The 23400-nt window shown below is 63.6% G+C and carries 23 protein-coding genes and 2 pseudogenes; 18 read left to right on the top strand and 7 right to left on the bottom strand.

What is annotated here, in order from left to right; all coding sequences use genetic code 11:
• Window positions 1-345 precede the first annotated feature (345 nt).
• On the top strand, window positions 346-1878 hold the full coding sequence (locus tag KHP60_RS21565; protein WP_213566352.1) for a PAS domain S-box protein: 1533 nt from the start codon (window positions 346-348) through the stop codon (window positions 1876-1878).
• Entirely contained in the window at window positions 1868-2479 is a 612-nt protein-coding gene (fixJ, locus tag KHP60_RS21560) for a response regulator FixJ (RefSeq protein WP_213566354.1), read from the top strand. The genes KHP60_RS21565 and fixJ overlap by 11 nt, the downstream gene beginning before the upstream one ends.
• Before the next feature lie 72 nt (window positions 2480-2551).
• On the opposite strand, the pseudogene ccoO reads toward fixJ, so the two are convergent.
• The 4 genes and pseudogenes from ccoO to KHP60_RS25745 form a co-directional block, all read right to left on the bottom strand.
• Window positions 2552-3169 (bottom strand): annotated as a pseudogene (gene ccoO / locus KHP60_RS21555) (cytochrome-c oxidase, cbb3-type subunit II); the annotation flags it as partial.
• An 11-nt stretch (window positions 3170-3180) separates the two neighbouring features.
• Window positions 3181-4815: pseudogene (ccoN, locus tag KHP60_RS21550) on the bottom strand (cytochrome-c oxidase, cbb3-type subunit I).
• Between the two features lie 157 nt (window positions 4816-4972).
• Window positions 4973-6076: an oxygen-independent coproporphyrinogen III oxidase gene (gene hemN / locus KHP60_RS21545; protein WP_249689002.1), complete on the bottom strand. Its 1104-nt coding sequence runs from the start codon at window positions 6074-6076 to the stop codon at window positions 4973-4975.
• Between the two features lie 337 nt (window positions 6077-6413).
• Window positions 6414-7259 (bottom strand): helix-turn-helix domain-containing protein, encoded by an 846-nt coding sequence (locus KHP60_RS25745; RefSeq protein ID WP_213566351.1) that lies wholly within the window; start codon window positions 7257-7259, stop codon window positions 6414-6416.
• A 223-nt stretch (window positions 7260-7482) separates the two neighbouring features.
• Between KHP60_RS25745 and KHP60_RS21535 the strand changes: the two genes are divergently transcribed.
• From KHP60_RS21535 to KHP60_RS21525, 3 genes are all read left to right on the top strand, one after another.
• Window positions 7483-7644: a hypothetical protein gene (locus KHP60_RS21535; RefSeq protein ID WP_213566350.1), complete on the top strand. Its 162-nt coding sequence runs from the start codon at window positions 7483-7485 to the stop codon at window positions 7642-7644.
• A 56-nt stretch (window positions 7645-7700) separates the two neighbouring features.
• Window positions 7701-9149: an aldehyde dehydrogenase gene (locus tag KHP60_RS21530; RefSeq protein ID WP_213566353.1), complete on the top strand. Its 1449-nt coding sequence runs from the start codon at window positions 7701-7703 to the stop codon at window positions 9147-9149.
• Window positions 9150-9320: 171 nt separating this feature from the next.
• A complete protein-coding gene (locus KHP60_RS21525) occupies window positions 9321-10169 on the top strand; it encodes a 3-keto-5-aminohexanoate cleavage protein (protein ID WP_213566349.1) in 849 nt (282 codons plus the stop codon).
• On the opposite strand, the gene KHP60_RS21520 is transcribed toward KHP60_RS21525, so the two are convergent.
• Window positions 10157-10936, bottom strand: a complete 780-nt coding sequence (locus KHP60_RS21520; protein ID WP_213566348.1) for an IclR family transcriptional regulator C-terminal domain-containing protein — start codon at window positions 10934-10936, stop codon at window positions 10157-10159. The genes KHP60_RS21525 and KHP60_RS21520 overlap by 13 nt on opposite strands.
• Window positions 10937-11111: 175 nt before the next feature.
• Between KHP60_RS21520 and KHP60_RS21515 the strand changes: the two genes are divergently transcribed.
• From KHP60_RS21515 to KHP60_RS21455, 13 genes are all read left to right on the top strand, one after another.
• The gene (locus KHP60_RS21515; RefSeq protein ID WP_213566347.1) at window positions 11112-12293 is read left to right on the top strand and encodes an ABC transporter substrate-binding protein; all 1182 of its coding nucleotides are present in this window, start codon (window positions 11112-11114) and stop codon (window positions 12291-12293) included.
• An 85-nt stretch (window positions 12294-12378) separates the two neighbouring features.
• On the top strand, window positions 12379-13242 hold the full coding sequence (locus KHP60_RS21510) for a branched-chain amino acid ABC transporter permease (protein WP_213566346.1): 864 nt from the start codon (window positions 12379-12381) through the stop codon (window positions 13240-13242).
• A gap of 1 nt (window position 13243) precedes the next feature.
• Window positions 13244-14257 carry a branched-chain amino acid ABC transporter permease gene (locus tag KHP60_RS21505; protein WP_213566345.1) on the top strand — a complete coding sequence of 338 codons (1014 nt, stop codon included), beginning with the start codon at window positions 13244-13246 and terminating at the stop codon, window positions 14255-14257.
• Entirely contained in the window at window positions 14254-15018 is a 765-nt protein-coding gene (locus KHP60_RS21500; RefSeq protein WP_213566344.1) for an ABC transporter ATP-binding protein, read from the top strand. The genes KHP60_RS21505 and KHP60_RS21500 overlap by 4 nt, the downstream gene beginning before the upstream one ends.
• Window positions 14999-15715, top strand: coding sequence for an ABC transporter ATP-binding protein (locus KHP60_RS21495; RefSeq protein WP_213566343.1), 717 nt, complete (start codon window positions 14999-15001; stop codon window positions 15713-15715). Before KHP60_RS21500 ends, KHP60_RS21495 begins: the two co-directional genes overlap by 20 nt.
• Before the next feature lie 8 nt (window positions 15716-15723).
• Complete coding sequence (gene pcaD / locus KHP60_RS21490; RefSeq protein ID WP_213566342.1) at window positions 15724-16518, top strand: 3-oxoadipate enol-lactonase; 795 nt, start codon at window positions 15724-15726, stop codon at window positions 16516-16518.
• A gap of 31 nt (window positions 16519-16549) precedes the next feature.
• Window positions 16550-16918: a 4-carboxymuconolactone decarboxylase gene (gene pcaC, locus KHP60_RS21485; RefSeq protein WP_249689003.1), complete on the top strand. Its 369-nt coding sequence runs from the start codon at window positions 16550-16552 to the stop codon at window positions 16916-16918.
• A 52-nt stretch (window positions 16919-16970) separates the two neighbouring features.
• Window positions 16971-17696, top strand: coding sequence for a protocatechuate 3,4-dioxygenase subunit beta (pcaH, locus tag KHP60_RS21480; RefSeq protein WP_213566340.1), 726 nt, complete (start codon window positions 16971-16973; stop codon window positions 17694-17696).
• Complete coding sequence (gene pcaG, locus KHP60_RS21475) at window positions 17696-18322, top strand: protocatechuate 3,4-dioxygenase subunit alpha (protein WP_213566339.1); 627 nt, start codon at window positions 17696-17698, stop codon at window positions 18320-18322. Before pcaH ends, pcaG begins: the two co-directional genes overlap by 1 nt.
• A 21-nt stretch (window positions 18323-18343) precedes the next feature.
• Entirely contained in the window at window positions 18344-19189 is an 846-nt protein-coding gene (locus tag KHP60_RS21470; RefSeq protein WP_213566338.1) for a CoA transferase subunit A, read from the top strand.
• 2 nt (window positions 19190-19191) lie between these two features.
• On the top strand, window positions 19192-19980 hold the full coding sequence (locus KHP60_RS21465; RefSeq protein ID WP_213566337.1) for a CoA-transferase subunit beta: 789 nt from the start codon (window positions 19192-19194) through the stop codon (window positions 19978-19980).
• A gap of 1 nt (window position 19981) precedes the next feature.
• Window positions 19982-21187: a 3-oxoadipyl-CoA thiolase gene (pcaF, locus tag KHP60_RS21460; protein WP_213566336.1), complete on the top strand. Its 1206-nt coding sequence runs from the start codon at window positions 19982-19984 to the stop codon at window positions 21185-21187.
• 13 nt (window positions 21188-21200) lie between these two features.
• A complete protein-coding gene (locus KHP60_RS21455) occupies window positions 21201-22268 on the top strand; it encodes a 3-carboxy-cis,cis-muconate cycloisomerase (RefSeq protein ID WP_213566335.1) in 1068 nt (355 codons plus the stop codon).
• A gap of 6 nt (window positions 22269-22274) precedes the next feature.
• On the opposite strand, the gene KHP60_RS21450 is transcribed toward KHP60_RS21455, so the two are convergent.
• Together KHP60_RS21450 and KHP60_RS21445 are read right to left on the bottom strand one after the other, a co-directional pair.
• A complete protein-coding gene (locus KHP60_RS21450; RefSeq protein WP_213566334.1) occupies window positions 22275-22442 on the bottom strand; it encodes a hypothetical protein in 168 nt (55 codons plus the stop codon).
• Between the two features lie 55 nt (window positions 22443-22497).
• Window positions 22498-23391 (bottom strand): helix-turn-helix domain-containing protein, encoded by an 894-nt coding sequence (locus tag KHP60_RS21445; RefSeq protein WP_213566333.1) that lies wholly within the window; start codon window positions 23389-23391, stop codon window positions 22498-22500.
• Window positions 23392-23400: the final 9 nt, after the last annotated feature.

Below are 23400 nucleotides of genomic sequence, written 5' to 3'. Positions count from 1 at the left end.
ACCGGCGCAAACCACACGCCCGGGCATCGCTGCCGCAGGACGCCATGGTCCGACCCTGTCCGAAAAAAACCCCGCAGCCCGCTCGCGCAGAACCACAAGGGAGGCGCCGATATAAAGCCTCCAAGCCAAATTGCAAGAGGGCCTTGATCTATGCTCGTTGCAATTCGGCATGATCCTAGGAGGATCGAACTCAAGTTCTCCATAAAGTAATATAGTTAGCGTTCACGTGGGTGCAAGGGTAGCACGCTTAAATGGATCGCGTTATGCCATGATGTATTGGGGATCGGCCACTGGTGGATCATGGCTCAGAATTGTTAAGCTGTGTCCTATACAAAAGAGGTCTTAGTGTCAGAGACGGGTTCCAAAGCCGATCAGCCATCCACCCACGACAGGACAGCCGAGCTTCTCATCAACGCCGTGACGGACACCGCGTTTATCGTACTCAATTCCGATGGGAACATCGCGAGCTGGAGTCCGGGTGCCGAGCATATCCATGGGTGGAGCAGCGAGGAGGTGCTCGCACGTTCCGCCTCTATTCTCTACATGCCGGACGATGGTTCCGATGCCCTTCGTCAGGACCTTCGATCGGCTCGTGATAGCGGACGCCATGCGGCACAGGGTTTCCGGATGCGCAAAGACGGATCGGCATTCGCGGCACGCATCACGCTCGCCCCGATTGCTGCCGAGGGCGTTGGAAGCGGCTTTGCGATGATCACGCGGGACATCACCGAGTGGGTCACGGCCGAGGAAGCCCTGAAAACCCGCGAGGCCCATTTGCGATCCATCCTGGAGACTGTTCCGGATGCCATGGTGGTCATCGACGAGCAGGCGCGCATTCAATCCTTCAGTGCGACAGCCGTCCGTCTGTTCGGCTACCAGCCAGACGAGGTGATCGGCGAGAACGTCAAAATTCTCATGCCCACTCCGTATCGCGAACAGCACGACAGTTACATGCTGCGCTATCGCAACACCGGCGAGAGGCGGATCATCGGTGTCGGTCGCGTTGTCGTCGGTCAGCGCAAGGGCGGCTCAACCTTCCCAATGGAACTGGCCGTGGGTGAGATGCATTCTGGAGGTCTCCGCTATTTCACGGGCTTCATCCGCGATCTGACTGAGCGGCAGAGGACGGAAACGCGCCTGCAGGAGCTCCAATCCGAACTTGTTCACATGTCGCGTTTCACAGCTTTGGGCGAGATGGCTTCCACGCTCGCTCACGAGATCAATCAACCGCTGACCGCGATCACTAATTACCTCAAAGGCTGCCGGAGAATTCTGGAGCGAATGGAGGGAGACACGGTCCCCATGCTCCGGGATGCAGTCAATGAGGCGGGCGAGCAGGCACTAAGGGCCGGACAAGTGATCCGTCACCTGCGCGAATTCGTGGCCCGCGGTGAGAGCGAGCGTCATATCGAAAATCTGCCCAAGCTCATCGAGGAAGCGAGCGCACTCTCTCTCGTGGGGGCTAAGGAGCAGGGTGTCCGGGTTACGTTCGAATTTGACCCGCGTACACCCTTCGTGCTTGCTGACCGAATTCAGATCCAGCAGGTTCTGCTGAACCTGATCCGAAATGCCCTCGAGGCCATGCAAGAGACAGAGCACCGAGAGCTCAAGGTGGCCACCCGCACGGTGGATGAGGGTCACGTGGAGCTGAGCGTGGCAGATACGGGCCCTGGTCTAGCTCCGGAGGTGGCCGCGCAATTGTTCCAGCCCTTCGTAACCACCAAGAAGCATGGGATGGGCGTCGGTCTGTCGATCTGCCGTACAATCGTGGAGGCCCATGGCGGAAAGATCTGGGCCGACTCGAACCAGGGCGTGGGAACCACATTCCGTTTCACGTTGAGATCTGTCGGACGCGAGGAGATGGCGCATGCAGAGTGACGTTGCCGTGCATGTGGTTGATGATGACGTGGCTGTCCGCAAATCGCTAGCGTTCCTACTCGCCTCGGAAGGAATCCCGGTTCGCCTACACGAATCCGCCACAGGCTTCCTCGGTGACGCTCCAGGCATAGAGGCCGGCTGCATCGTCACCGATGTGCGTATGCCGGGCATCGACGGCATCGAGCTGATCCGACGTCTGAAGGAGCGTGGCATCGCACTTCCGGTTATTGTCATGACCGGTCACGCGGATGTACCGATGGCCGTCGAGGCCATGAAGGAAGGTGCGGTCGAGTTCCTCGAAAAGCCGTTTGGCGATGAGGTCTTCCTGGCTGCGGTCCGCTCTGCACTGGCTCGTCAGGAAAGGAACAGCCATCACGGAACCCAGGTCGCGGAGATCCAAGGCCGCTTCGACGCTCTGTCCGAGCGGGAGCGGCAGGTTCTGGAGGGGCTCGTCGCCGGCAAGGCTAACAAGGTGATCGCCTATGATCTTGGTATCAGCCCGCGTACGGTGGAAATCTACCGCGCAAACGTCATGGCGAAGATGCAGGCCAAAAGCCTGTCCGAACTCGTCCGCCTCGCCCTGCTGATCGAGCCGAAGTAGCCCCTTAAGGAACATTCCTGAATAGGGAAACATCGGGCCTTGTGCATAATCCGTGATGCTGGCCGGACAGGTGCGCGACTGGGCTTTCGGATAGCGCTTGGCGAGATCGACTCCGTTCGGATCATCGGCATTGGCCTGGATACGAATGTCGCTTTCGGCATGTTTGAGCATGTCTTCGTCGTAGGGCACACCGAGGGTCGCCTGCACTTTCAACTCCTGCGCAATAGCTGACGCATCCAGTTCGGTCTTCTCGAGCCAGGGATAGCCTGGCATGATCGAGCCGGGGACTACCGCGCGGGGATCTTTCAGATGATCCCTGTGCCAGTCGTCGGAGTATTTGTTGCCGAGACGGGCGAGATCCGGACCGGTGCGCTTGGAGCCCCACTGGAACGGCCGGTCGTACATGCTCTCGGCCGCCAGGGAGTAGTGGCCGTAGCGCTCGACCTCGTCGCGCAGGGGGCGCACCATCTGGCTGTGGCAGTTGTAGCAGCCCTCCCGCACGTAGATGTTGCGGCCGGCCATTTCGAGCGGAGTGTAGGGCCTGACGCCCTCCACCTTCTCGACGGTGCTCTTCAGATAGAAAAGAGGCACGATCTCCACGAGGCCGCCGATCGAGATGACGATCAGCACGCCGATGATGAGGATGATCGAGTTGGTCTCGAAGATCTTGTGACGGGACCAGAATGACATGGTCGTTTCCTTTATTCCGCGGCGATGAGCACTGGCTGCATGGCATGAGGAGCTTCCTCGACCGCCTCTGCGGCCGTGATCGTCTTCCAGACGTTCCAGGCCATGATCAGGGAACCTGCCACGAAGAAGGCGCCGCCGAGTGCACGGATGACATAGAACGGATTCATCGCTTCCACGGTCTCGATGAAAGAGTATTCGAGGAAGCCGAGGCCGGTATAGGCGCGCCACATGAGGCCTTGGAGGATACCCGCGACCCACATCGACGAGATGTAAAGGACGATGCCGAGGGTGGAAATCCAGAAGTGCCAGGACACGGCTTTCATGGAATAGAGCTCCTTCTTGTTCCACAGCCACGGCACGAGGCAGTAGACAGCGCCGAAGGAGATGTAGGCGACCCAGCCGAGAGCGCCCGCATGAACGTGGCCGATGGTCCAGTCGGTGTAGTGCGACAGGGAGTTGAAGGCCTTCACGGACATGAGCGGGCCTTCGAAGGTTGCAGTTCCGTAGAAGGCGACCGACACCACCATGAGACGCAGTACAGGGTCCGTGCGGAGCTTGTCCCAGGCGCCCGAGAGGGTCATGAGGCCGTTGATCATGCCACCCCAGGAAGGCATCCACAGCATCACCGAGAACACCATGCCGAGGGTCTGCGCCCAGTCGGGCAGGGCGGTGTAGTGCAGGTGATGGGGACCTGCCCAGATATACATGAAGATCAGGGACCAGAAGTGAACGATGGAGAGACGGTAGGAATAGACCGGCCGCTCGGCCCGCTTCGGGATGAAATAGTACATGATGGCGAGGAAGCCGGCGGTGAGGAAGAAGCCGACCGCATTGTGGCCGTACCACCACTGCACCAGTGCATCCTGCACGCCCGACCACACGATGTAGCTCTTGGGCGAGAAGATCGAGACGGGGATCGCCGCGTTGTTGCCGAGATGCAGGACCGCGATGGTCAGGATGAAGGCGAGTTAGAACCAGTTCGCCACATAGATATGGGGTTCCTTGCGGCGCATCACCGTGCCGAGGAAGACCAGGAAATAGGTGACCCATACGATGGTCAGGAAAAGGTCTGCGTACCACTCGGGCTCCGCGTATTCCTTGCCCTGGGTGATGCCGAGAAGGTAGCCGGTGCCGGCAATGACGATGAAGAAGTTGTAGCGGAGCACCACGAACCAAGGCGCGATATCGCCAACCATCCGGGCGCGGCATGTGCGCTGCACCACATAGAAGGAGCTTGCGATCAGGAAGTTGCCGCCGAAGGCGAAGATCACCGCCGAGGTGTGGAGCGGCCGCATCCGGCCGAAGGACAACCATGCGGTGTCGAAGTTCAGCGCCGGGAAGGCAAGCTGAAGGGCGATCAGCAGCCCGATGGCAAAGCCGGCGATGCCCCAGACGACGGAGGCGATCGTCGCGAACTTCACCGGACCCATGTTGTAATTCGGCTTTACACCGATGGTCAGCGGGGGGAGTTGAGCAGGGCGCTCGTAGTACCGGTTAACAATGACGAAAACGGCGGCCACGCTGGCTGCTGCAAAGAGATAGGCATGGAAGGCGTATTCGGGCGTATAGGCCTTCGCCGCGATGATGATGCTGAGGAATGCCAGTCCGGCGAAAGCAAGGGCCGAGCCCATTTCGCCGAAAGTCATTCCTTTTGAGGGTGCTACCGCTTGAGCCATAGGCTTCAAACTTTTGAGAACATCAGCGAGGCCGTGAGCTTCGCCGTCAGCGGAATCGTGTAAGGAGCCGCAGGGAAAGGGGCATTGATGCAGATCAAAAGGCTCGGCGGCTCGCCTGTTTGATGCGTTACAGAGCGCGGGAGTGGCGCTGGGTGCCGTTTTCGAGATAGCGATCGAATACGGCGCAGACATTCCTGACGAGGGCGCGGCCCTCGTCAGGAATCGTCAAGGTCGGCCCGTTGCGGACGACGAGCCCGTCCCGTGCCAGCTCGTCGATGACATCGATCTCGGGCTGGAAGTCCGAGAGGTTCCAGCTGAATTCCGAAGCAACCTCGTCGAGATCTACCGAAAAGTCGCACATCAGTCGCTCGATGATCGTTCTGCGCAGACGATCGTCCTCGGAGAGGACAACACCGCGAACAACGGGGATACGGCCGTTGCGAACGGCCTCCCGATACGCAACCGTGCTAGGGGCGTTCTGGATGTAGCCCTGCGGCAGGGACCCGATAGCCGAGGTGCCGAAGCCGATCAGGACGGCAGCCTCGTCGGTGGTGTAGCCCTGGAAGTTGCGGTGGAGCCGTCCATCCTTGTGCTGCCGCGCCATGGGATCGTCAGGCTTGGCGAAGTGGTCGATGCCGATCTGGACATGGCCGGCCTCGACGAGAAGGATATTCGCAGCCTCCCGTTGCTCCACACGAGCCACGGCATCGGTAAGAGCCTCTTCAGGCAGGAGGGCCTGATGGCGCTTCATCCACGGAACATGGGCGTAGCCGAAAAGCGCGATGCGGTCCGGGTCGAGCGTCCGAGCGAGGTCAACGGAGCGCTTTACGCTCTCGACTGTCTGGAGCGGCAGGCCATACATCAGATCGAGGTTGGGACCCTTCACGCCAGCGTTGCGCAGCCAGACGGCAACCTGCGCCGTCTGCTCGAATGACTGCACCCGCCTGATGGTTTCCTGCACCCTGGGGTCGAAATCCTGGACGCCGAGACTCGCCCGGTTGAGACCGGATGCCGCGAGGGCCTCCACATGCTCCAATGTGATGGTTCTCGGGTCGATCTCGACTGCGATCTCGGCCCCAGGCCGAATTTCGAAGACCGAATCGAGGTGACGAGAGATCCGCCGGAGACAGGATAGTCGGCGTGCCGCCGCCCCAGTGGATATGGGAGACGGCCATAAGACCGGGCAAAGGCTGCGTGACGAAGTCGATTTCCCGTTCCAGGCAGTCCACATAGGAAGCGATTGCCTTGTAGCTGCGGGTCACGGCGGTATTGCATCCGCAGTAGAGGCAGAGTTCGGCGCAAAACGGTACGTGCAGGTACAGGGACAGGGGGCTGTCCGGTGCCAGTTCCGTTAGCCGCGACGCGTAGGTCTCGACGGTCACGTCCGGCTTGAAATGAGGTGCGGTGGGGTAGCTCGTATAGCGTGGGACACGCTGGTCGTAGCGGGCGATGAGTTCTGGCGTCATCTCGGGACCTTGCATGGAAGTCCCGCGATCCGCCTTGACCTAGATCAAGGTTGGAAGGTCCATGGGACGAAATGTCAGAAGGCCATATCCACCGCCTATCACTCAGGGCCAGGCGGCATAGGAGTTCGTGCTGCCGGCATGCTGGGGTTTGGCGCGGCGCCGATATGTGCCCGGAGGAACTCCGACATGCTTCTTGAAGAAGCGGTTGAAATAGCCCGGATCCTTGAACCCCAGGCTGAAGGCGATCTGCTCGACCGGCACGTCCATCTGCTGAAGGCGCATGCAGGCATCCTGCACCATCCGGTCATAGACGAGGGACCGGGGAGGGTGACCGGCGTTGCGTATGCAGACCGCATGAAGCCGGTTCTCCGTGACGCCGAGGGCGCCGGCATAGCGCTTGATGCTCCAGTGTTCACGATACCGGAGCTCGACCAGTTGCCGGAACTGCTGGAGCACGTGGTGGCCCGTGCCTCGAAGGCCCGCTTCGGACGACGCATCTGCCTCGGCAAGGCGCCAGAGATGCAGGCAGATGAGCGTCACATGGGCGCCGATGACCGCCATGGAGCCCCGGTCGGGAGCCCGCACCTCCCGGGCGAGAGCCTGGAAGGAGTGACCGATTTCCTCGGCCCTGTTCTGCAGGAGGTGGGCCGGCACAAGGACGATCCCGTCGATCGTGTGGCGGAGCAGGGATCCTTCGGGAGCGCTGCTGATCGTTCGGGTCAGGAAGTCGTCATCCGCCGCCAGCATGTATCCCCGGGCTCCCGCATTCACCCGGACCGTTCGCGCGGCGTGACTCGGAAGCCATAGCAGGGCCGGCGAAGGCAGATCGACGACCTCTTCGCCGAGGAGTGTGCCTCCTCGTGACAGGAGGAGGAAGGCATGCACGCGCTGCTCCCCTTTGCTCCCCGCCAGGACCCATTCCCGCTCGGACAGGGACGGAGCGATCACCTCGGCATGCAGGACAGAGCTCGGTATAGGCCACAATGCACTGGTGCGGCCGGAGGGTACTGCAGGGGAAGAAGCGCGAGGGCCTGTGCGTTCGGGCATGTCGGTTCGGTACAATCTTTCCCCAGATCTGTCCAATTCCCAGAAACTGCGCCAAGCGTAAGCTTCGGGAACCAAGGGCTTGGTTCAAACAAGAGCCCTCGATCAGAACGACTTGGAGGAAATCATGACCGGAGATATGACGCGGCGCCCTGCCGCCGACGTGCTTGCTGCCGTGAGCTGTCGCCTCGCCGGGGCGGCGGCCCAGGCCCAGAACTCCGTCAAACTCGGTTATGCGATCTCGAAGACCGGTCCGAACACGGGCGGGGCCAGCATGCGGTGCCGGTAAGAGCCCCGCCACACCTCCAACCTTCCCATTGAACTGAACGCGGAGAAGCAGACATGATGGACATCAATCTTCTCATCGACGATCGCGACGTGGCGGCCTCCACCGGGGCCACCTTCGAGCGGCGGGATCCGATCACCGGCGACGTGGCAAGCCGCGCCGCGGCTGCGAGCGTCGCCGATGCGCAGGCTGCGGCCGATGCGGCGGCGGCGGCTTTCCCGGTCTGGTCCAAGCTCGGACCCAATGCCCGGCGCTCGGTTCTCCTGAAGGCGGCCGATCTTCTCGAGGGCAGGGCGGCTGAGTTCGTGAACCTCATGGCGACCGAAATCGGCGCGACCGCCGGCTGGGCCCAGTTCAACGTGAAGCTCGCGGCCGGCATGCTGCGAGAGGCCGCATCGCTCACCACCCAGATCACGGGCGAGATCATTCCGTCCGACAAGCCGGGCTGCGTCTCCATGGCGGTGCGCCAGCCGGCCGGCGTCGTTCTCGGCATCGCGCCGTGGAACGCGCCCGTAATCCTGGGCGTCCGCGCCATCGCGACGCCGCTCGCCTGCGGCAACACCGTCGTGCTGAAGGCGTCCGAGATCTGCCCTGGCACCCATCACCTGATCGGTGCCGTTCTTCGGGAAGCCGGGCTGCCGGCAGGTGCGATCAACGTGATCACCAACGCGCCGGAAAATGCGCCGGAAATCATCGAAGCCCTGATCGAGCATCCGGCGGTGCGCCGGATCAACTTCACCGGCTCGACCCGGGTCGGCCGCATCATCGCGGAAACGGCGGCACGCTTCCTGAAGCCGGTGCTTCTGGAGCTGGGAGGCAAGGCCTCGCTGGTCGTTCTCGATGATGCCGATCTCGACGCAGCCGTCGCGGCCTCGGCCTTCGGCGCCTTCATGAACCAGGGCCAGATCTGCATGTCGACGGAGCGCATCGTCGTCGACAATGCGGTGGCCGACGATTTCGTCGCCAAGCTCGCGGCAAAGGCGGAATCGCTCCAGGCGGGCAACCCGCGCCACGGCAACTTCGCTCTCGGCTCGCTGGTCGGCGTGGAAGCCGCCGAGCGGATCGGCGGCCTGGTCGACGATGCGGTTTCCAAGGGGGCCAAGCTCCTCGCGGGCGGGCGGGTTGACGGCACCGTCATGTCCGCAACGGTGCTGGACCATGTCACTCCGGCGATGCGCCTGTACGGTGAGGAGTCCTTTGGCCCGGTCGTCTGCGTCATCCGTGCAACGGGTGTGGAGGAGGCTGTGCGGATCGCCAACGATACGGAGTATGGCCTGTCGGCCGCCGTCTTCGGCCGGGACATCACCCGCGCCCTCGATGTGGCTCACAGGATCGATTCCGGCATCTGCCATATCAACGGGGCGACGGTGCACGACGAGGCCCAGATGCCTTTCGGCGGCGTGAAGGCGAGCGGTTACGGCCGGTTCGGCGGCAAAGCCGGGATCAACGAATTCACGGAGCTGCGCTGGATCACCATCGAGACGGGCCCGCAGCATTTTCCCATCTGATCGGTCGGATCTCTGAAAGGGCTCTGTCCGCCGCTCACCCTGAGCGGCGGACATCGGCGATGACCCAGCCGCCCGTCACGGAACTTTCATGTGCTCGGCTCGCTTGGCCAAGGACGACGCCCTATGTGCAGATGAAACCTTTGCGGTCGCACGCCTGTCGGGAGAGAGTTCGTGAAGCCTGTCATCATCGCCGTTGCGATCTCGGGATCGGTCCCCCGCAAGAAGGACAATCCGGCGGTGCCGATCACGCCGGCCGAGCAGATCGAGTCGACGCAGCAGGCCTATGAGGCTGGCGCCACCCTCGTGCACATTCACGTGCGCAACGACGACGAGACGCCCTCGTCCGATCCGGAACGGTTCGCAGCCGTTCAGGCCGGCGTGGCGAGGCATTGCCCGGGGATGATCATCCAGTTCTCGACGGGCGGGCGCGGGCGTGATCCGAGCCAGCGCAGCTCGGCGCTCGGCTTGCGCCCCGACATGGCCTCGCTCTCGACGGGTTCCGTGAACTTCCCCACCATCGTCTACGAGAACCATACGGTTCTGGTCGAGGAGATGGCCGGCAAGATGAAGGCGTTCGGCATACGGCCGGAGATCGAGATCTTCGATCTGTCCCATCTTCACGGCGCCAGGCGCCTGGCCGACAAGGGGCTGCTCGACGATCAGCCGCATATCCAGTTCGTCATGGGGATCCAGAATGCGCTGCCGGCGGAGGAGCGGCTGCTCGACATTCTTCTCAAGGAGGCCAAGCACCTGTTTCCGAACTGCACCTGGACGGCCGCCGGAATCGGCCGGCATCAGGCGAAGGTCATGGACTGGGCGCTTGTCCGTGGGGCAGACGCGGTCCGGACCGGGCTCGAGGACAACATCCGCATCACCAGGGACCGGCTCGCCTCCAGCAACGCGGAGCTGGTCGAGCATGCGGTGCTCGCCATCGAGCGTCATGGGCACCGGATCGCCACGACGGAGGAGGCGCGGGCTCTGCTGGGCTGCAGTCCTGTCGCTGCACCTCAGAGCAGATAGTGCAGCGACTCGCTGGCCGCGCTCAGCGACGGCAGGAAGCGCTCCCGCATCTCGTCCGCCGAGACGCGCCCGGCCTGGGCACTGAGGTTGAGCGCGATCGTCACCTGTCCGCTCTTCTGGATCACCGGCACGGCAATGGAACGCAGGCCGAATTCGAGCTCCTCGTTGACGAGAGCATAGCCCTGGGCACGCGTGGCTTCGAGGACGGCGCGAAATTCGGTCTTGTCCGTGACGGTCTTAGGCGTCCTTGCCTCCAGGCGGACGCGCCGGAGATAGGCCGCGATCACGTCCTCGGGCTGGTATGCCAGGATCGCACGCCCCAGGGAGGTGCAATAGGCGGGGAGGCGGCTTCCGACGCCCAGGCCGATGGACATGATCCGGCGTGTGGCCGAGCGGGCGATGTAGACGATGTCGTCGCCGTCGAGAATCGCGGCCGAGCTCGATTCGCCTGTCGCTTCCGAAACCTGCTCGAGAAAGGGCTGCACCCGCGCCGAGAGCGAGGCCGACGAGAGATAGGCATAGCCGAGCCGCAGAATGCGGGGGCTCAAGGTGAAGTAGCGCCCGTCGAAATCCGCATAGTTCAGCCGGGTGAGCGTCAGCAGGTAGCGGCGGGCAGCGGCGCGGGTGATGCCGGTCAGCTTGGCCACATCGGACAGGGTCAGGCGGGGGCGGCTGGCATCGAAAGCCTCGATGACGAGGAGGCCCTTCTCGAGACTCGCCACGAAGTCCCGGTCGCCGCCCTGATCCTCGATTTCCGTACCCTGCATCCTGGTCTCCGAAAGGGTATGCTGAACTTTGGTAGCCTTGACACTACCTTCGCGAACCGTACTACATGTGCGCTATAGATTTCAATGTTCGCAATGCGCACATGCAGCTAGACGATAGGATGAGAAAACCGCGATCCGAACAGTGAGATCGGGGCAGCTCAGAGGGAGGAACGGAATGAAAGCTTCCAAGGGAATTCTCGGCGCGGCCATCGGGGCTCTGCTGCTGGGCTCGGTCTCCGCTTACGCCGACACGATCAAGGTCGGGATCATCGGCCCGTTCTCTGGGCCCTTCGCGCTCCAGGGCAAGAACTTCCAGGCCGGTGTCGAAGCCTACATGGCGCTCAACGGCAAGTCCGTGAAAGGCCATGACATCGAAGTGATCTATCGCGACCTTCCGGCCGCCAATCCCGCGCAGTCGCGCGCGCTGGCGCAGGAACTGGTGGTGAAGGAGAAGGTGCAGTACCTCGGCGGCGTCTACTTCACGCCGGACGCCATGGCGATCACGCCGCTGCTCAAGCAGGCGAACACGCCCCTGGTGATCTTCAACGCCGCGACCTCCGCCATCATGACCCAGTCGCCCCTGGTGGTGCGGACCTCCTTCACCACGGCGCAGACGACTTCGCCGCTGGGCAAGATAGCGACCGAGCGCGGCGTGAAGAAGGTGATCTCGGCCGTCAGCGATTACGGGCCGGGCGTCGATGCGGAGGCGGCTTTCAAGAAGGCGTTCGAAGCCGCCGGCGGCCAGGTGGTCGAAGCCATCCGCATGCCGCTGAACACCAACGATTTCAGCCCGATCATGCAGCGCGTGCGCGATTCCGGCGCCGAAGCGGTCTTCGCGTTCCTTCCCTCGGGCCCGACAACCCTCGGCTTCGTCAAGGCCTACAACGAAACGGGCCTGAAGCAGGCCGGCATCAAGTTCTTCGCCCCAGGCGATCTCACGCAGGAATCGGACCTGCCGGCACTGGGCGATGGAGCCGTGGGCCTGCTCACCACGTTCCATTATGCGGTCTCGCACGACAGCCCCGAGAACAAGAAGTTCGTCGAGGCCGCGACCAAGGCTGTCGGTGGAGCCGAGCAGCTCTCCTTCCCGTCGGTCGGCGCCTATGACGGCATGCACGTGATCTACAAGATGATCGAGGCGACGGACGGCAAGCAGGATGCCCAGAAGGCCGTCGATGCCGTGAAGGGCCTGTCCTGGACGAGCCCGCGCGGCCCGGTGAGCATCGACGCCGAGACCCGCCACATCACGGAGAACATCTATCTGCGTGAAGTGGTCAAGGGCCCGGACGGCAAGACCTTCAACAAGGAAATCCAGACCTTCCCGAACCAGAAGGATCCGGGCCTCGCCACGCAGTAGGCGAGACAGACCAACCGTCCAGAAGACGCGGCTCCTCCAGCTGCGTCTTCCCGTCAACCGATCAGCCACGCGTCCGGGATCCTCCATGCAGACCATCCTCAGCATCGCGATCGACGCCTTTGCTTACGGCATGGCTCTCTTCATCATCTGCATCGGCTTGTCGCTCACGATGGGATTGATGAGGGTGGTGAACCTGGCGCACGGCGCCTTCGCCATGATTGCCGGATACATCGCCTCTTACGCGGCACGCGATCTCGGGCTGGGCTACGCGGTCGCCATCTTCCTGGCGATCATCGGCACCGTCATCATCTCCATCCCGATCGAGCGCCTGCTCTACCGCCGGATCTACGGAAAGCCCGAGCTCATCCAGGTGCTGATGACCATCGGCATCACCTTCTGCGTGATCGGCATCACCAACTACTTCTTCGGTCCGACCCTGAAGACCATTCCGCTGCCGGGCAGCCTGAGCCAGCCCGTGGATATCGGGTTCAAGACGATTGCCGCGCACAGGCTCTTCGTGATGGCCTGCGGCGGCGTCGTCGCCGGAGGGCTCTGGTTCCTGATCGAGAGAACGGATTTCGGCATCAAGCTCAGGGCGACCGTCGACAATGCCGCCATGGCCGATGCGCTCGGCGTGCGCACGCAGGTGGTCTATGCCATCAGCTTCGCCATCGCCATCGGGCTGGCGGCGCTCGGCGGCGTGGTCGGGGCCGAGTTCCTGCCCATCGAGCCCTATTATGCCCTGCGCTACATGGTGACCTTCCTGGTCGTCGTGTCCGTCGGTGGCGCAGGCTCGATTCCCGGTGCGGTCGTTGCCTGTCTTCTGCTCGGCGCCGTGGACACGACCGGGCGCTACCTCATGCCCGAGTTTGGCAATTTCTTCTTCTATGCCGCCGTGATCGCCATCGTGTGCGTGTTCCCGCGCGGTTTCTTCGGAAGGGCCCAGTAACGTGCAGGTCATCGCTCAGACAGAGAGTGTTGCGGCGGCACCTTCCACGGGAAGCCGGTGGCTGCGGGATGTGACCGGGGTGATCCTCATCATCGCCGCGGGCCTTGCGGGATACTGGCTGTTTCCGGACAACCTGGCGCTCCTGACCCGAGTCATTGCCATTGCGCTCCTCGTCCTCTCGATCGATCTCATCACCGGCTATTGCGGCGTCGCGACCCTTGGGCAGGCCGCACTCTTCGGCGCCGGCGCCTATGCGGCTGGCATCGCCTGCGTGAACGGCGTCACGGAGCCACTCACCCTCATCGTCATCGGAGCGGTGGCCGGATCGGCGGCCGGGCTTCTCATGGGTACGATCATGCTGCGCGCCCACGGGCTCGCCCAACTCGTCCTCTCCATCGCCATCGTCCAGCTGTTCCACGAGGCGGCCAACAAGGCGTCGGCTTATACGGGCGGCAGCGACGGGCTTGCCGGCCTGACGGTGAGCCCGCTTTTCGGCGTGTTCGAGTTCGATCTGTGGGGCCAGACGGCCTATCTCTTCGGGCTCGCCCTGCTGGTCGTCGTGTTCGTCGTCCTGAAATTCATCGTGTCGTCGCCCTTCGGCATGCTGTGCCGTGGCATCAAACAGGACCCGATCCGCATCCGCGCCATGGGCTCTTTCGTCTTTCCGGTGCTCTTGAAGATGTTCGTGATCTCCGGCGCGGTCGCCGGCATGGGCGGTGCACTGGCTGCGATATCAACCCAGGTGGTCGGCCTCGACAGCGTCAGCTTCGAGCTGTCCGCCAATGCCCTCGTGATGCTGGTGCTCGGCGGCCTCGGCACCCTGTATGGGGCGCTCGTCGGCACCGTCATCTTCATGGGCTTCGAGCACATCGTATCGTCGATCAACCCGTTCCACTGGATGACGATGGTCGGCGCCTTGCTGATCGCCGTTGTGATCGCCGCGCCCGGCGGGCTGAGCGGCGTTCTCGAAAGGATCTCGGGATCGGGCAGGGGCAAGAAGGGAGGTCGGGCATGAGCGAACTGTTTCGTGTCGAGGGCCTGACCAAGAACTTCGGCGGCCTCGCCGTCAGCCGGAACATCTCGCTGTCCATGCCGGCGGGCGAGCGGCTCGCCCTCATCGGCCCCAACGGCGCCGGTAAGACCACCTTCGTCAACCTGGTGACGGGTCAGCTCCAGCCAAGCGCCGGTCGCGTCGTTCTGAGCGGGGAGGATGTCACGGGTCTCGGAGCCGTTCGGCGCGTCCGCAAGGGACTTGTGCGCACGTTTCAGGTGACGCGGCTCTTCTCCGAGATGACGCCGGAGGAGCACGTCACGCTCACCGTCCTGCAACGGGAGGGAAAGGCCTCGCGGATCCTGAGCCGCTTCACGGGCAATTCCGAAGTGGCCGGCGAGGTGGAGGGCATTCTCGCCACCCTCGGATTGCTGGACGTGGCGCGGCGCAAGGTCGGCGAGATCGCCTATGGCCAGCAGCGCCTTCTGGAAATCGGCATCGCCCTTGCGCTTCGGCCGAAGGTCCTGCTTCTCGACGAGCCGGCGGCCGGCGTGCCGTCCAGCGATACGCCCAAGATCGAGCAGGCGCTCGAGCGCCTGCCGCCGAGCCTCGCCGTGCTGATGATCGAGCATGACATGGATCTCGTCTTCCGCTTCGCCAAGCGCGTGGTCGTGCTGGCGGCGGGCGAGATCATCTTCGAGGGACTGCCCTCGGAAGTCGCCGCCAACGAAAAGGTCCGTGAGGCCTATCTGGGGAACTATGCCTATGCCCGCAGCGTCGCTTGAAGTCCGCGGATTGAGCGCGGGCTACGGCCCGACGGTTGTCCTGGAGGACGTCTCGTTCTCCGTGCCCACCGGCGCGCGCCTGTCCATTCTCGGCCGCAATGGAATGGGCAAGACGACCCTGCTATCGACCCTGATGGGCATGAACCGGCGTTATGGCGGCGAGATCCTGATCGGTGGCGCCGACGTGTCGTCGCTCAAGAGCTCGGAGCGGGCCCGCCGAGGCATCGGTCTCGTCCCGCAGACCAGGGACATCTTCCGCTCGCTGACCGTCGAGGAAAACCTGATCGTCGGGGTGAAGGACCGGCCGCGTAACGTCATTCAGGAAGCCTACGACATGTTTCCCCGCCTGCACGAGCGGCGGAACAATCTCGGCTGGCAATTGTCCGGTGGCGAGCAGCAGATGTTGTCGACGGCGCGAACCATCCTGGGCCGTCCGTCCGTCCTGCTCCTCGACGAGCCGCTCGAAGGTCTGGCTCCCGTCATCTGCGAGGAACTCATGGCGGCCTTGACCCGGCTCGCCTCCAGCGGCGACATGACGATCCTGCTCGTCGAACAGCGCCTGGAAAGCGCTCTCGATTTCGCGGAATCCGTCCTCATTCTGGAGCGCGGGCGGATTGCCTGGCAGGGAACGAGCGCGGCTCTGCGCGCCGATCAGGGACTGGTCGAGCATTACATCGGCGTCGGCTCGCTGCATTGAGGTGAGGCATGGCATTTACACGCGTCAACAGAATCGTCCTGCACAATCAGGTCCTCGGGCAGGAGGATGGTCCGGTTCTCGTCTTCATCAACTCGCTCGGAAGCGATTTCCGCATCTGGCAGGAGGTCGTTCCCGCCTTCACGGATCGGTTCCGGGTCGTTCTCTACGACAAGCGCGGACACGGCCTCTCGGATGCGCCGCCAGCGCCTTACTCCATCGATAATCATACGGACGATCTTCTGGCTCTCCTCGATCACTTGAAGGTCGATAGGGCCGCCTTCGTCGGTCTCTCCGTCGGGGGCATGATCGGGCAGCGCATCGCCGTGCGAGCTCCCGAGCGTGTTCAGGCGCTCACACTCTGCTGCACGGCGGCGAAGATCGGAACGCCGGAACTCTGGGCCGAGCGGATCACAGCCGTGGAGGATGGCGGCATCGAGCCGATTGCCGACAATGTCCTGCAGCGTTGGTTCACGCCGCTGTTCCGGGAGACGCGAAAGGACGAGGTTGCGGGCTGGCGCAACATGCTGGTCCGGACGCCCGATCATGGCTATGCGGGAACCTGCGCGGCGATCCGCGATGCCGATCTGAGGCCCGATGCCGGCCGGATCAGGGCTCCGACGCTGTGCGTTGCCGGCGATCAGGACGGCTCGACGCCTGCCGAGGTGGTCAAGGGCACGGCAGAACTCATTCCGGGCGCACGTTTCGCGCTGATCGACGGGGCAGGGCACATTCCCTGCGTCGAGAAACCTGCCGTGCTGTCGAAACTCATTAGCCAGCATCTTCAGGAGGCGGGACTTGTCTGAACACGAGGAAAGCGAACGCTACAAGGCGGGCATGGCGGTGCGCCGTCAGGTGCTCGGCGATGCCCATGTGGACCGCGCGACCGCGCAGATGACGGAGTTTGACGCCGACTTCCAGACCTTCATCACCGAAGGAGCCTGGGGTTCGGTATGGGCACGCCCCGGATTCACCAAACGCGAGCGCTCCATCGTGACCATCGCGCTCCTGGCCGCGCTCGGGCAGGATGACGAGGTCGCCATGCATGTCCGCGCGACCCGCAACACGGGCGCCACCAAGGAGGACATCAAGGAGGCGCTGCTGCACGTGGCCGTCTATGCGGGCGTGCCGGCGGCCAATCACGCCATCAAGATCGTCAAGAAGACTTTCGCCGAAATGGAAGCCGCTCCGGAACAGGGGCAGTAGAGGTGAAAATGCGGGAACGGGTCGGAGACGGCACGGTCCAACAGGAGGAAACATGACGGATAACGGCCAATATTTTCAGCGTGACAGGACCTGGCATCCGCCGGCCTTCACGCCTTCCTACAAGACGTCGGTGCTCCGATCACCCCAGCAGCCGCTCATCTCGCTCGAGAACACGCTTTCGGAGATGACCGGTCCGGTCTTCGGGCATTCCAAGATCGGCCCGTTGGACAACGATCTCATCCGCAACTACGCGCAGACCGGCGAGGCCATCGGCCAGCGGATGATCGTCTACGGCCGCGTGCTGGACGAGAACGCCCGGCCGGTTCCCGGTGCTCTCGTCGAGTTCTGGCAGGCCAATGCCGGGGGACGCTATCGGCACAAGAAGGAAACCTATCTCGCGGCCATCGACCCGAATTTCGGCGGCTGCGGACGCATGATCACGGACGAGGAGGGGCGCTACTGGTTCCGCACCATCAAGCCCGGCGCCTATCCGTGGCCGAACGGCGTCAACGACTGGCGCCCGGCGCACATCCACTTCTCGATTTTCGGGCATGCCTTCGCGCAGCGCCTGATCACCCAATGCTACTTCGAGGGCGACCCGATGATCTGGCAGGATCCGATCGCCATGACGGTGCCCGACAAGGTCGCCGTCGAGCAGCTCATCGCGGCGCTCGACCGGCAGAACACCCTGCCGATGGATTCGCTCGCCTACAAATTCGATATCGTCCTGCGCGGCCGCCGCTCGACCATGTTCGAGAACCGCATGGAGGGGAACTGATGGTCCAGAAGCTTGATTTCCTGAAGGAGACGCCCTCCCAGACGGCGGGTCCCTACGTTCACATCGGCACGAACCCGAACTGGGTCGAGATCACGGGCGTCTGGAACGAGGATCTCGGGCTGGTGCTGGTGGGCCCGGAGACCATGGGCGAGCGCATCATCGTCAAGGGCCGCATCTTCGATGGGGCAGGTGATGTTTTGAGAGATGCCCTCGTGGAGATCTGGCAGGCGGATGCGGAAGGGCTCTACAACAGCCCTTCCGAGACGCGCGGCAAGGCCGATCCAAACTTCGTCGGCTGGGGACGCCAGCCTTGCGACGGCACCACCGGGGAGTATCGGTTCGAGACGATCAAGCCCGGCCGCGTGCCCTACAAGGACGGGCGCATGATGGCGCCGCACATCACGGTCTGGATCGTGGCCCGTGGCATCAATATCGGCCTGCACACCCGCCTTTATTTCGCCGACGAGGAGGCGGCGAACGCCGAGTGCCCGGTCCTCGCGCAGATCGCCCGCAAGGTGAGGATTCCGACCCTCATGGCCTCTCGCGGCGAGGAGAACGGATTGCCAACCTATACCTTCGACATCCACCTGCAGGGTGAGAAGGAAACCGTGTTCTTCGATATCTGATCGTCGATCTGAAAGCATATCATGGCCAAGTTCCAGAGCCTCAAGGAGGCCGTTGCCGAGAACCTGCGCGATGGCGACACCGTCGCCTTCGAAGGCTTCACCCACCTCATTCCCCATGCCGCCGCCCATGAGGTGATCCGGCAGGGGATCAAGGATCTCACCCTGATCCGCATGACCCCCGACATCATCTACGACCAGATGATCGGCATGGGGCTCGTGAAGAAGGTGATCTTCTCCTACGCGGGCAATCCCGGCGTCGGCCTGCTGCGCCGCATGCGTGACGCCATCGAGAACAGCTGGCCACGGGCCATCGAGACGGTGGAGCACAGCCATGCGGCCATGGCCAATGCCTACGAGGCGGGAGCCGCGGGCCTGCCCTGCGCCGTGTTCCGCGGGTATCGCGGAGCGGGCCTCAAGGACGTCAATCCGTCGATCAAGAGCGTCACCTGCCCCTTCACGGGCGAGGAACTCGCGGCCGTGCCCGCGCATCGCCCAGACGTGGCCGTCATCCATGCCCAGAAGGCCAGCAAACGCGGCGACGTGCTGGTGGAAGGCATTATCGGCGTGCAGAAGGAGGCCGTTCTGGCCTCCAAGCGCTCGGTGGTGACGGTCGAGGAGATCGTGGAGGATTTCGACGATCTGCATCCCAACCTCTGCGTACTGCCGCATTGGACGGTGGCATCCATCGTGCACGTGCCGGGCGGAGCCCATCCGTCCTACACGCACGGCTATTACGACCGCGACAACGCCGCCTATCTCGAATGGGACAAGATCTCCGCGGACCGTGACCTCTTCACGGCCTGGATGAACGAGAACGTGCTCGACAAGGGTCCCGAGGTGTTCGCCGACCGCGTGAAGGGATTGTAAGAATGACCAGCCTCTCAGACTTCACGCCCAACGAGATGATGACCATCGCGGCGGCGCGGGCGCTGTCCAACGACGACGTCTGCTTCGTCGGTATCGGCGCTCCTTCGGCCGCCTGCAACGTGGCCCGTCTGACCCATGCGCCCGACATCACCCTGATCTACGAGAGCGGCACCATCGGCACGGCGCCGAACGTGCTGCCGCTCTCCATCGGCGACGGTGAGCTGTGCGAGACGGCCGTGACCACGGTGTCGGTGCCGGAGATGTTCCGCTACTGGCTCCAGGGCGGACGGATCTCGATCGGCTTTCTGGGCGCCGCCCAGCTCGACCGCTTCGGCAACATCAACACCACGGTGATCGGCGACTATCACAAGCCGAAGGTTCGTCTGCCCGGCGGCGGCGGCGCGCCGGAGATCGCCACCTCCTGCAGGCAGGTCTTCATCACCATGAAGCAGGCTACTCGTGGCATGGTGGAAAAGATCGACTTCTACACCTCCTTCGGCCACGGGGAGGGCGGCAACCACCGCGAGCGGCTCGGCATCACCACCCAGGGCCCGACCCTCCTGATCACCGATCTCGCCATCTGGAAGCCGGATCCCGAGACCAAGGAATTCACCGTGGTGTCGATGCATCGCGGCGTGACCCGGGATAAGGTGCAGGAAACCTGCGGCTGGAAGGTCCGATTCTCCGAGCGTCTCGAGGAAACGCCTCCGCCGTCCGAACTCGAACTCACCACCCTGCGCGAGCTTCAGGCCCGGACCGAGAAAGCTCACGGCGGCAAGAAGGGGTCTTAAGATGCGTGAAGCCTATATCTGCGCCTATGTGCGCACACCGATCGGCCGCTATGGCGGCTCCCTCTCCAGCGTCCGCGCCGACGACCTCGCGGCGGTGCCGCTGAAGGCTCTTCGGGAGCGTCTTCCGAACCTCGATTTCGAGGCTGTCGACGACGTGATCTACGGCTGCGCCAACCAGGCCGGCGAGGACAACCGCAACGTGGCCCGCATGGCCGTGCTGCTGTCGGGGCTGCCGGGCTCGATTCCCGGCACCACCATGAACCGCCTCTGCGGGTCCGGCATGGATGCGGTCATCGCCGCGGCCCGCGCCATCAAGGCGGGCGAGGCGGAGATCATGATCGCGGGCGGCGTCGAATCCATGTCGCGCGCGCCCTTCGTGATGCCGAAGGCAGACACGGCGTTCTCGCGCAATGCCGAGATCTACGACACCACCATCGGCTGGCGCTTCATCAACCCGCTGATCAAGAGCCAATACGGCGTCGATTCCATGCCGGAGACCGGCGAGAACGTGGCGGCGGATTTCAACGTCTCGCGCGAGGGCCAGGACGCGTTCGCACTGCGCTCGCAGAAGAAAGCCGCTGCAGCCCAGGCCAACGGGCGTCTCGCCCAGGAGATCGTGCCGGTCACGATCCCGAAGCGGAAGGGCGACCCGGTCGTCGTCGACAGGGACGAGCATCCCCGTGGCGACACCACCCTGGAGCAGCTGGCGAAGCTGTCGACTCCGTTCCGCAAGGACGGCACGGTGACGGCCGGCAATGCCTCCGGCGTCAATGACGGATCGGCGGCCCTGATCGTCGCCTCGGAAGAGGCCGTCCGGAAGTTCGGGCTCGAGCCGATTGCCCGCGTGGTGGGAGGCGCTACCGCCGGCGTCGCTCCGCGCATCATGGGCATCGGGCCGGCTCCTGCCACGAAGAAGCTCTGCGCGCGTCTCGGCCTCAAGCCGACGGATTTCGACGTGGTGGAGCTGAACGAAGCCTTCGCCAGCCAGGGCATCGCGGTTCTCCGCGAGCTCGGCATCCCGGAAGATGCCGAGCACGTGAACCCGAATGGCGGCGCCATTGCCCTCGGCCACCCGCTGGGCATGTCGGGCGCGCGCATCACCGGCACGGCCGCGCTGGAGCTGAAGCTCCGGGGCAAGAAGCGCGCGCTCGCCACCATGTGCATCGGCGTCGGGCAGGGTATCGCCATTGCCCTCGAGGCCGTGTGACGCGAGGCTCATGATGACACAGTTGCTCCCATATCCAGTCCTGCAGGCCCTTGTCGGCGACAAGGAGGTGGGGGCGTTCTTTTCCAACGAAGCCGAGCTCGCAGCCATGCTGCGCGTGGAGGCGGCTCTTGCGGAGGCCGAGGCGAAGGTTGGGCTGATCGACAAGGAGGCCGCGCGTCGCATCGCCGAGATTTGCGGGAGCTTCCAAGCGGACTGGGCCAGACTTGCCGAGGGCCTGGCCCGCGACGGCGTGATCGTTCCGGACTTCATCAAGCAGCTACGCGCGGCCGTCGGCGAACCCCATGGCAAATCCGTTCACCTGGGAGCGACCAGCCAGGACATCATCGACACCGCTCTGATCCTGCGCCTGAAAAGCGTGATCGAGAATCTCGGACATCGCCTCGATACGCTGATCCATACCCTCGACGGATTGAAGCGCCGGGACGGCTCGGTACGCCTCATGGCTCATACACGGATGCAGCAGGCGCTTCCTTTCACGGCGGCCGACAAGATCCATACCTGGATCCAGCCCCTGGAGCGGCACAGGGAAGCGCTTCAGACTCTCACACCGCGCCTGCTCGTCCTCCAGCTCGGCGGCCCCATCGGGACGCGCGCGGAGCTGAAAGGTCATGGTGATGAAGTGGCCGATACCATGGCCGAGATCCTGGGGCTCGGACGTGCCCCATCCTGGCATTCGCAGCGTGACCGCATCGGCGAGTTCGGCGCCTTCCTCTCGCTCCTCACCGGCACGCTGGGCAAGATCGGCCAGGATATCGCCCTGATGGCGCAAAACGAGGTCGGCGAAGTGCGGCTCGCGACAGGTGGCGGCTCGTCGGCGATGCCGCACAAATCCAATCCGGTTCCGGCCGAGGTGCTGGTGACGCTCGCCCGTTTCAATGCCGGAATGCTCGGCACCCTGCATCAGGCCCTCGTGCATGAGGGCGAGCGCTCCGGAGCGGCCTGGACCCTCGAGTGGATGGTGCTGCCGCAGATGGTGGTCTCCTCGGCGGCGGCCTTGAGCAGGGCTCAGGGCCTCATCGAGAGCATGAGCTTCGCGCCCTCGAAGGCGGCTCAAGAGTAGCCTTCCTCAGGCGTCTCCGACGATGACGGTGATCCGGCCGGAGCCGCCGCAATCCGGGCATGGCTTCTGTCCGACGCTGCCGGACCCATCGCAGGTCGGGCAGATATCCTCTCCGGTCTGCTTGGTGCCCGGCATGTCTTCGTCGCCGGGATTCTTTCGCTCGGTATCGGCCATGGCGTATCTCCTCCTGCAGGTAACGCTAGGGGCCTGTCGGGGTTCTATGGATGGTTCAAGCCATCGTGCTCTGCTGCATTGCCCGGAAGGCGAGGGGCGGAAGTCCGGTTTTCTGTTTGAAGAAGCGGGCGAAATAGGCCGGATCGTCGAACGCGAGCGACAGGGCGATCTCCTTGGCGCTCAACGTGGTGAAGGTCAGGTAGCGCTTGGCCTCGAGGACGATCCGCTGATGGACGATGCCGAGCGCCGTGTCGCCGAGATGCTCCCGGCAGATGCGGTTGAGATGGGGTGAGGTCAGGCCCAGCTTGCGGGCATAGACCTCGATCGGATGGTGGCTACGAAAATCGCGGTCGACGAGTTCGCGAAAGCGCAAGGCATGCTGAAGCGCCCTTCGCCCAGGACCGTGATGGCCGGCGGACTGGCCTGATCCCTGCAGCCGATGGAGTGCGATCAGTATGAGCATCAGGCGGGCCTCAATGGCTTCAAGGCGTCCGGACCCACGACCAGAAAATTCGGCCGCGAGGGAGGCCATGTCGGCGGCCACGGTGCGGGCGGCATCCTCGTGGTCCTGGAGGCTGATCACCTGAACGGATCGAAATGTCTCTCGAACGCCGTCCATGGCTGCCAGAATATCGGTTAGGCGGCTATCGAACAGGGTCAGCACCATCCCCTGCACGTTCGGCGAGAACGTGTAGCCGTGCACCGCCATCGAGGGCAGGGTGACGATGGACGGTCCGATCAGCTGCGTGCTCCGGCCATCGACCACGATCTCAGCCGTGCCGCCCGCCAGATAAAGGATCTGGAACAGCTTCTCGTGCCGGTGGGGCAGAATCCTGTAATTGTGCAAGCGACTGCGGATCTGGATGGTTTCACAGTGGACCCAATCCGTCGTCGGATCGTCGCCGGTTTCTCCATAGAGCGCGTAAGTCGGAATGCTGCCGATGGCCAACGCTGCTCT

This window comes from Microvirga sp. 3-52 (assembly GCF_018383585.1).
GTDB lineage: Bacteria > Pseudomonadota > Alphaproteobacteria > Rhizobiales > Beijerinckiaceae > Microvirga.
Note: the sequence above shows the minus strand (reverse complement) of the source record. Positions and strands in the feature narration are given on the sequence as shown.

Coding starts and splice junctions, on each gene's coding strand:
- fixJ (WP_213566354.1), top strand. CDS start 1,868: ATGCAGAGTGACGTTGCCGTGCATGTGGTTGATGATGACGTGGCTGTC.
- hemN (WP_249689002.1), bottom strand. CDS start 6,076: ATGTGGACTGCCTGGAACGGGAAATCGACTTCGTCACGCAGCCTTTGC.
- KHP60_RS21535 (WP_213566350.1), top strand. CDS start 7,483: ATGACCGGAGATATGACGCGGCGCCCTGCCGCCGACGTGCTTGCTGCC.
- KHP60_RS21530 (WP_213566353.1), top strand. CDS start 7,701: ATGGACATCAATCTTCTCATCGACGATCGCGACGTGGCGGCCTCCACC.
- KHP60_RS21520 (WP_213566348.1), bottom strand. CDS start 10,936: ATGCAGGGTACGGAAATCGAGGATCAGGGCGGCGACCGGGACTTCGTG.
- KHP60_RS21515 (WP_213566347.1), top strand. CDS start 11,112: ATGAAAGCTTCCAAGGGAATTCTCGGCGCGGCCATCGGGGCTCTGCTG.
- KHP60_RS21510 (WP_213566346.1), top strand. CDS start 12,379: ATGCAGACCATCCTCAGCATCGCGATCGACGCCTTTGCTTACGGCATG.
- KHP60_RS21500 (WP_213566344.1), top strand. CDS start 14,254: ATGAGCGAACTGTTTCGTGTCGAGGGCCTGACCAAGAACTTCGGCGGC.
- KHP60_RS21495 (WP_213566343.1), top strand. CDS start 14,999: ATGCCCGCAGCGTCGCTTGAAGTCCGCGGATTGAGCGCGGGCTACGGC.
- pcaD (WP_213566342.1), top strand. CDS start 15,724: ATGGCATTTACACGCGTCAACAGAATCGTCCTGCACAATCAGGTCCTC.
- pcaC (WP_249689003.1), top strand. CDS start 16,550: ATGGCGGTGCGCCGTCAGGTGCTCGGCGATGCCCATGTGGACCGCGCG.
- pcaH (WP_213566340.1), top strand. CDS start 16,971: ATGACGGATAACGGCCAATATTTTCAGCGTGACAGGACCTGGCATCCG.
- pcaG (WP_213566339.1), top strand. CDS start 17,696: ATGGTCCAGAAGCTTGATTTCCTGAAGGAGACGCCCTCCCAGACGGCG.
- KHP60_RS21470 (WP_213566338.1), top strand. CDS start 18,344: ATGGCCAAGTTCCAGAGCCTCAAGGAGGCCGTTGCCGAGAACCTGCGC.
- KHP60_RS21465 (WP_213566337.1), top strand. CDS start 19,192: ATGACCAGCCTCTCAGACTTCACGCCCAACGAGATGATGACCATCGCG.
- pcaF (WP_213566336.1), top strand. CDS start 19,982: ATGCGTGAAGCCTATATCTGCGCCTATGTGCGCACACCGATCGGCCGC.
- KHP60_RS21455 (WP_213566335.1), top strand. CDS start 21,201: ATGACACAGTTGCTCCCATATCCAGTCCTGCAGGCCCTTGTCGGCGAC.
- KHP60_RS21450 (WP_213566334.1), bottom strand. CDS start 22,442: ATGGCCGATACCGAGCGAAAGAATCCCGGCGACGAAGACATGCCGGGC.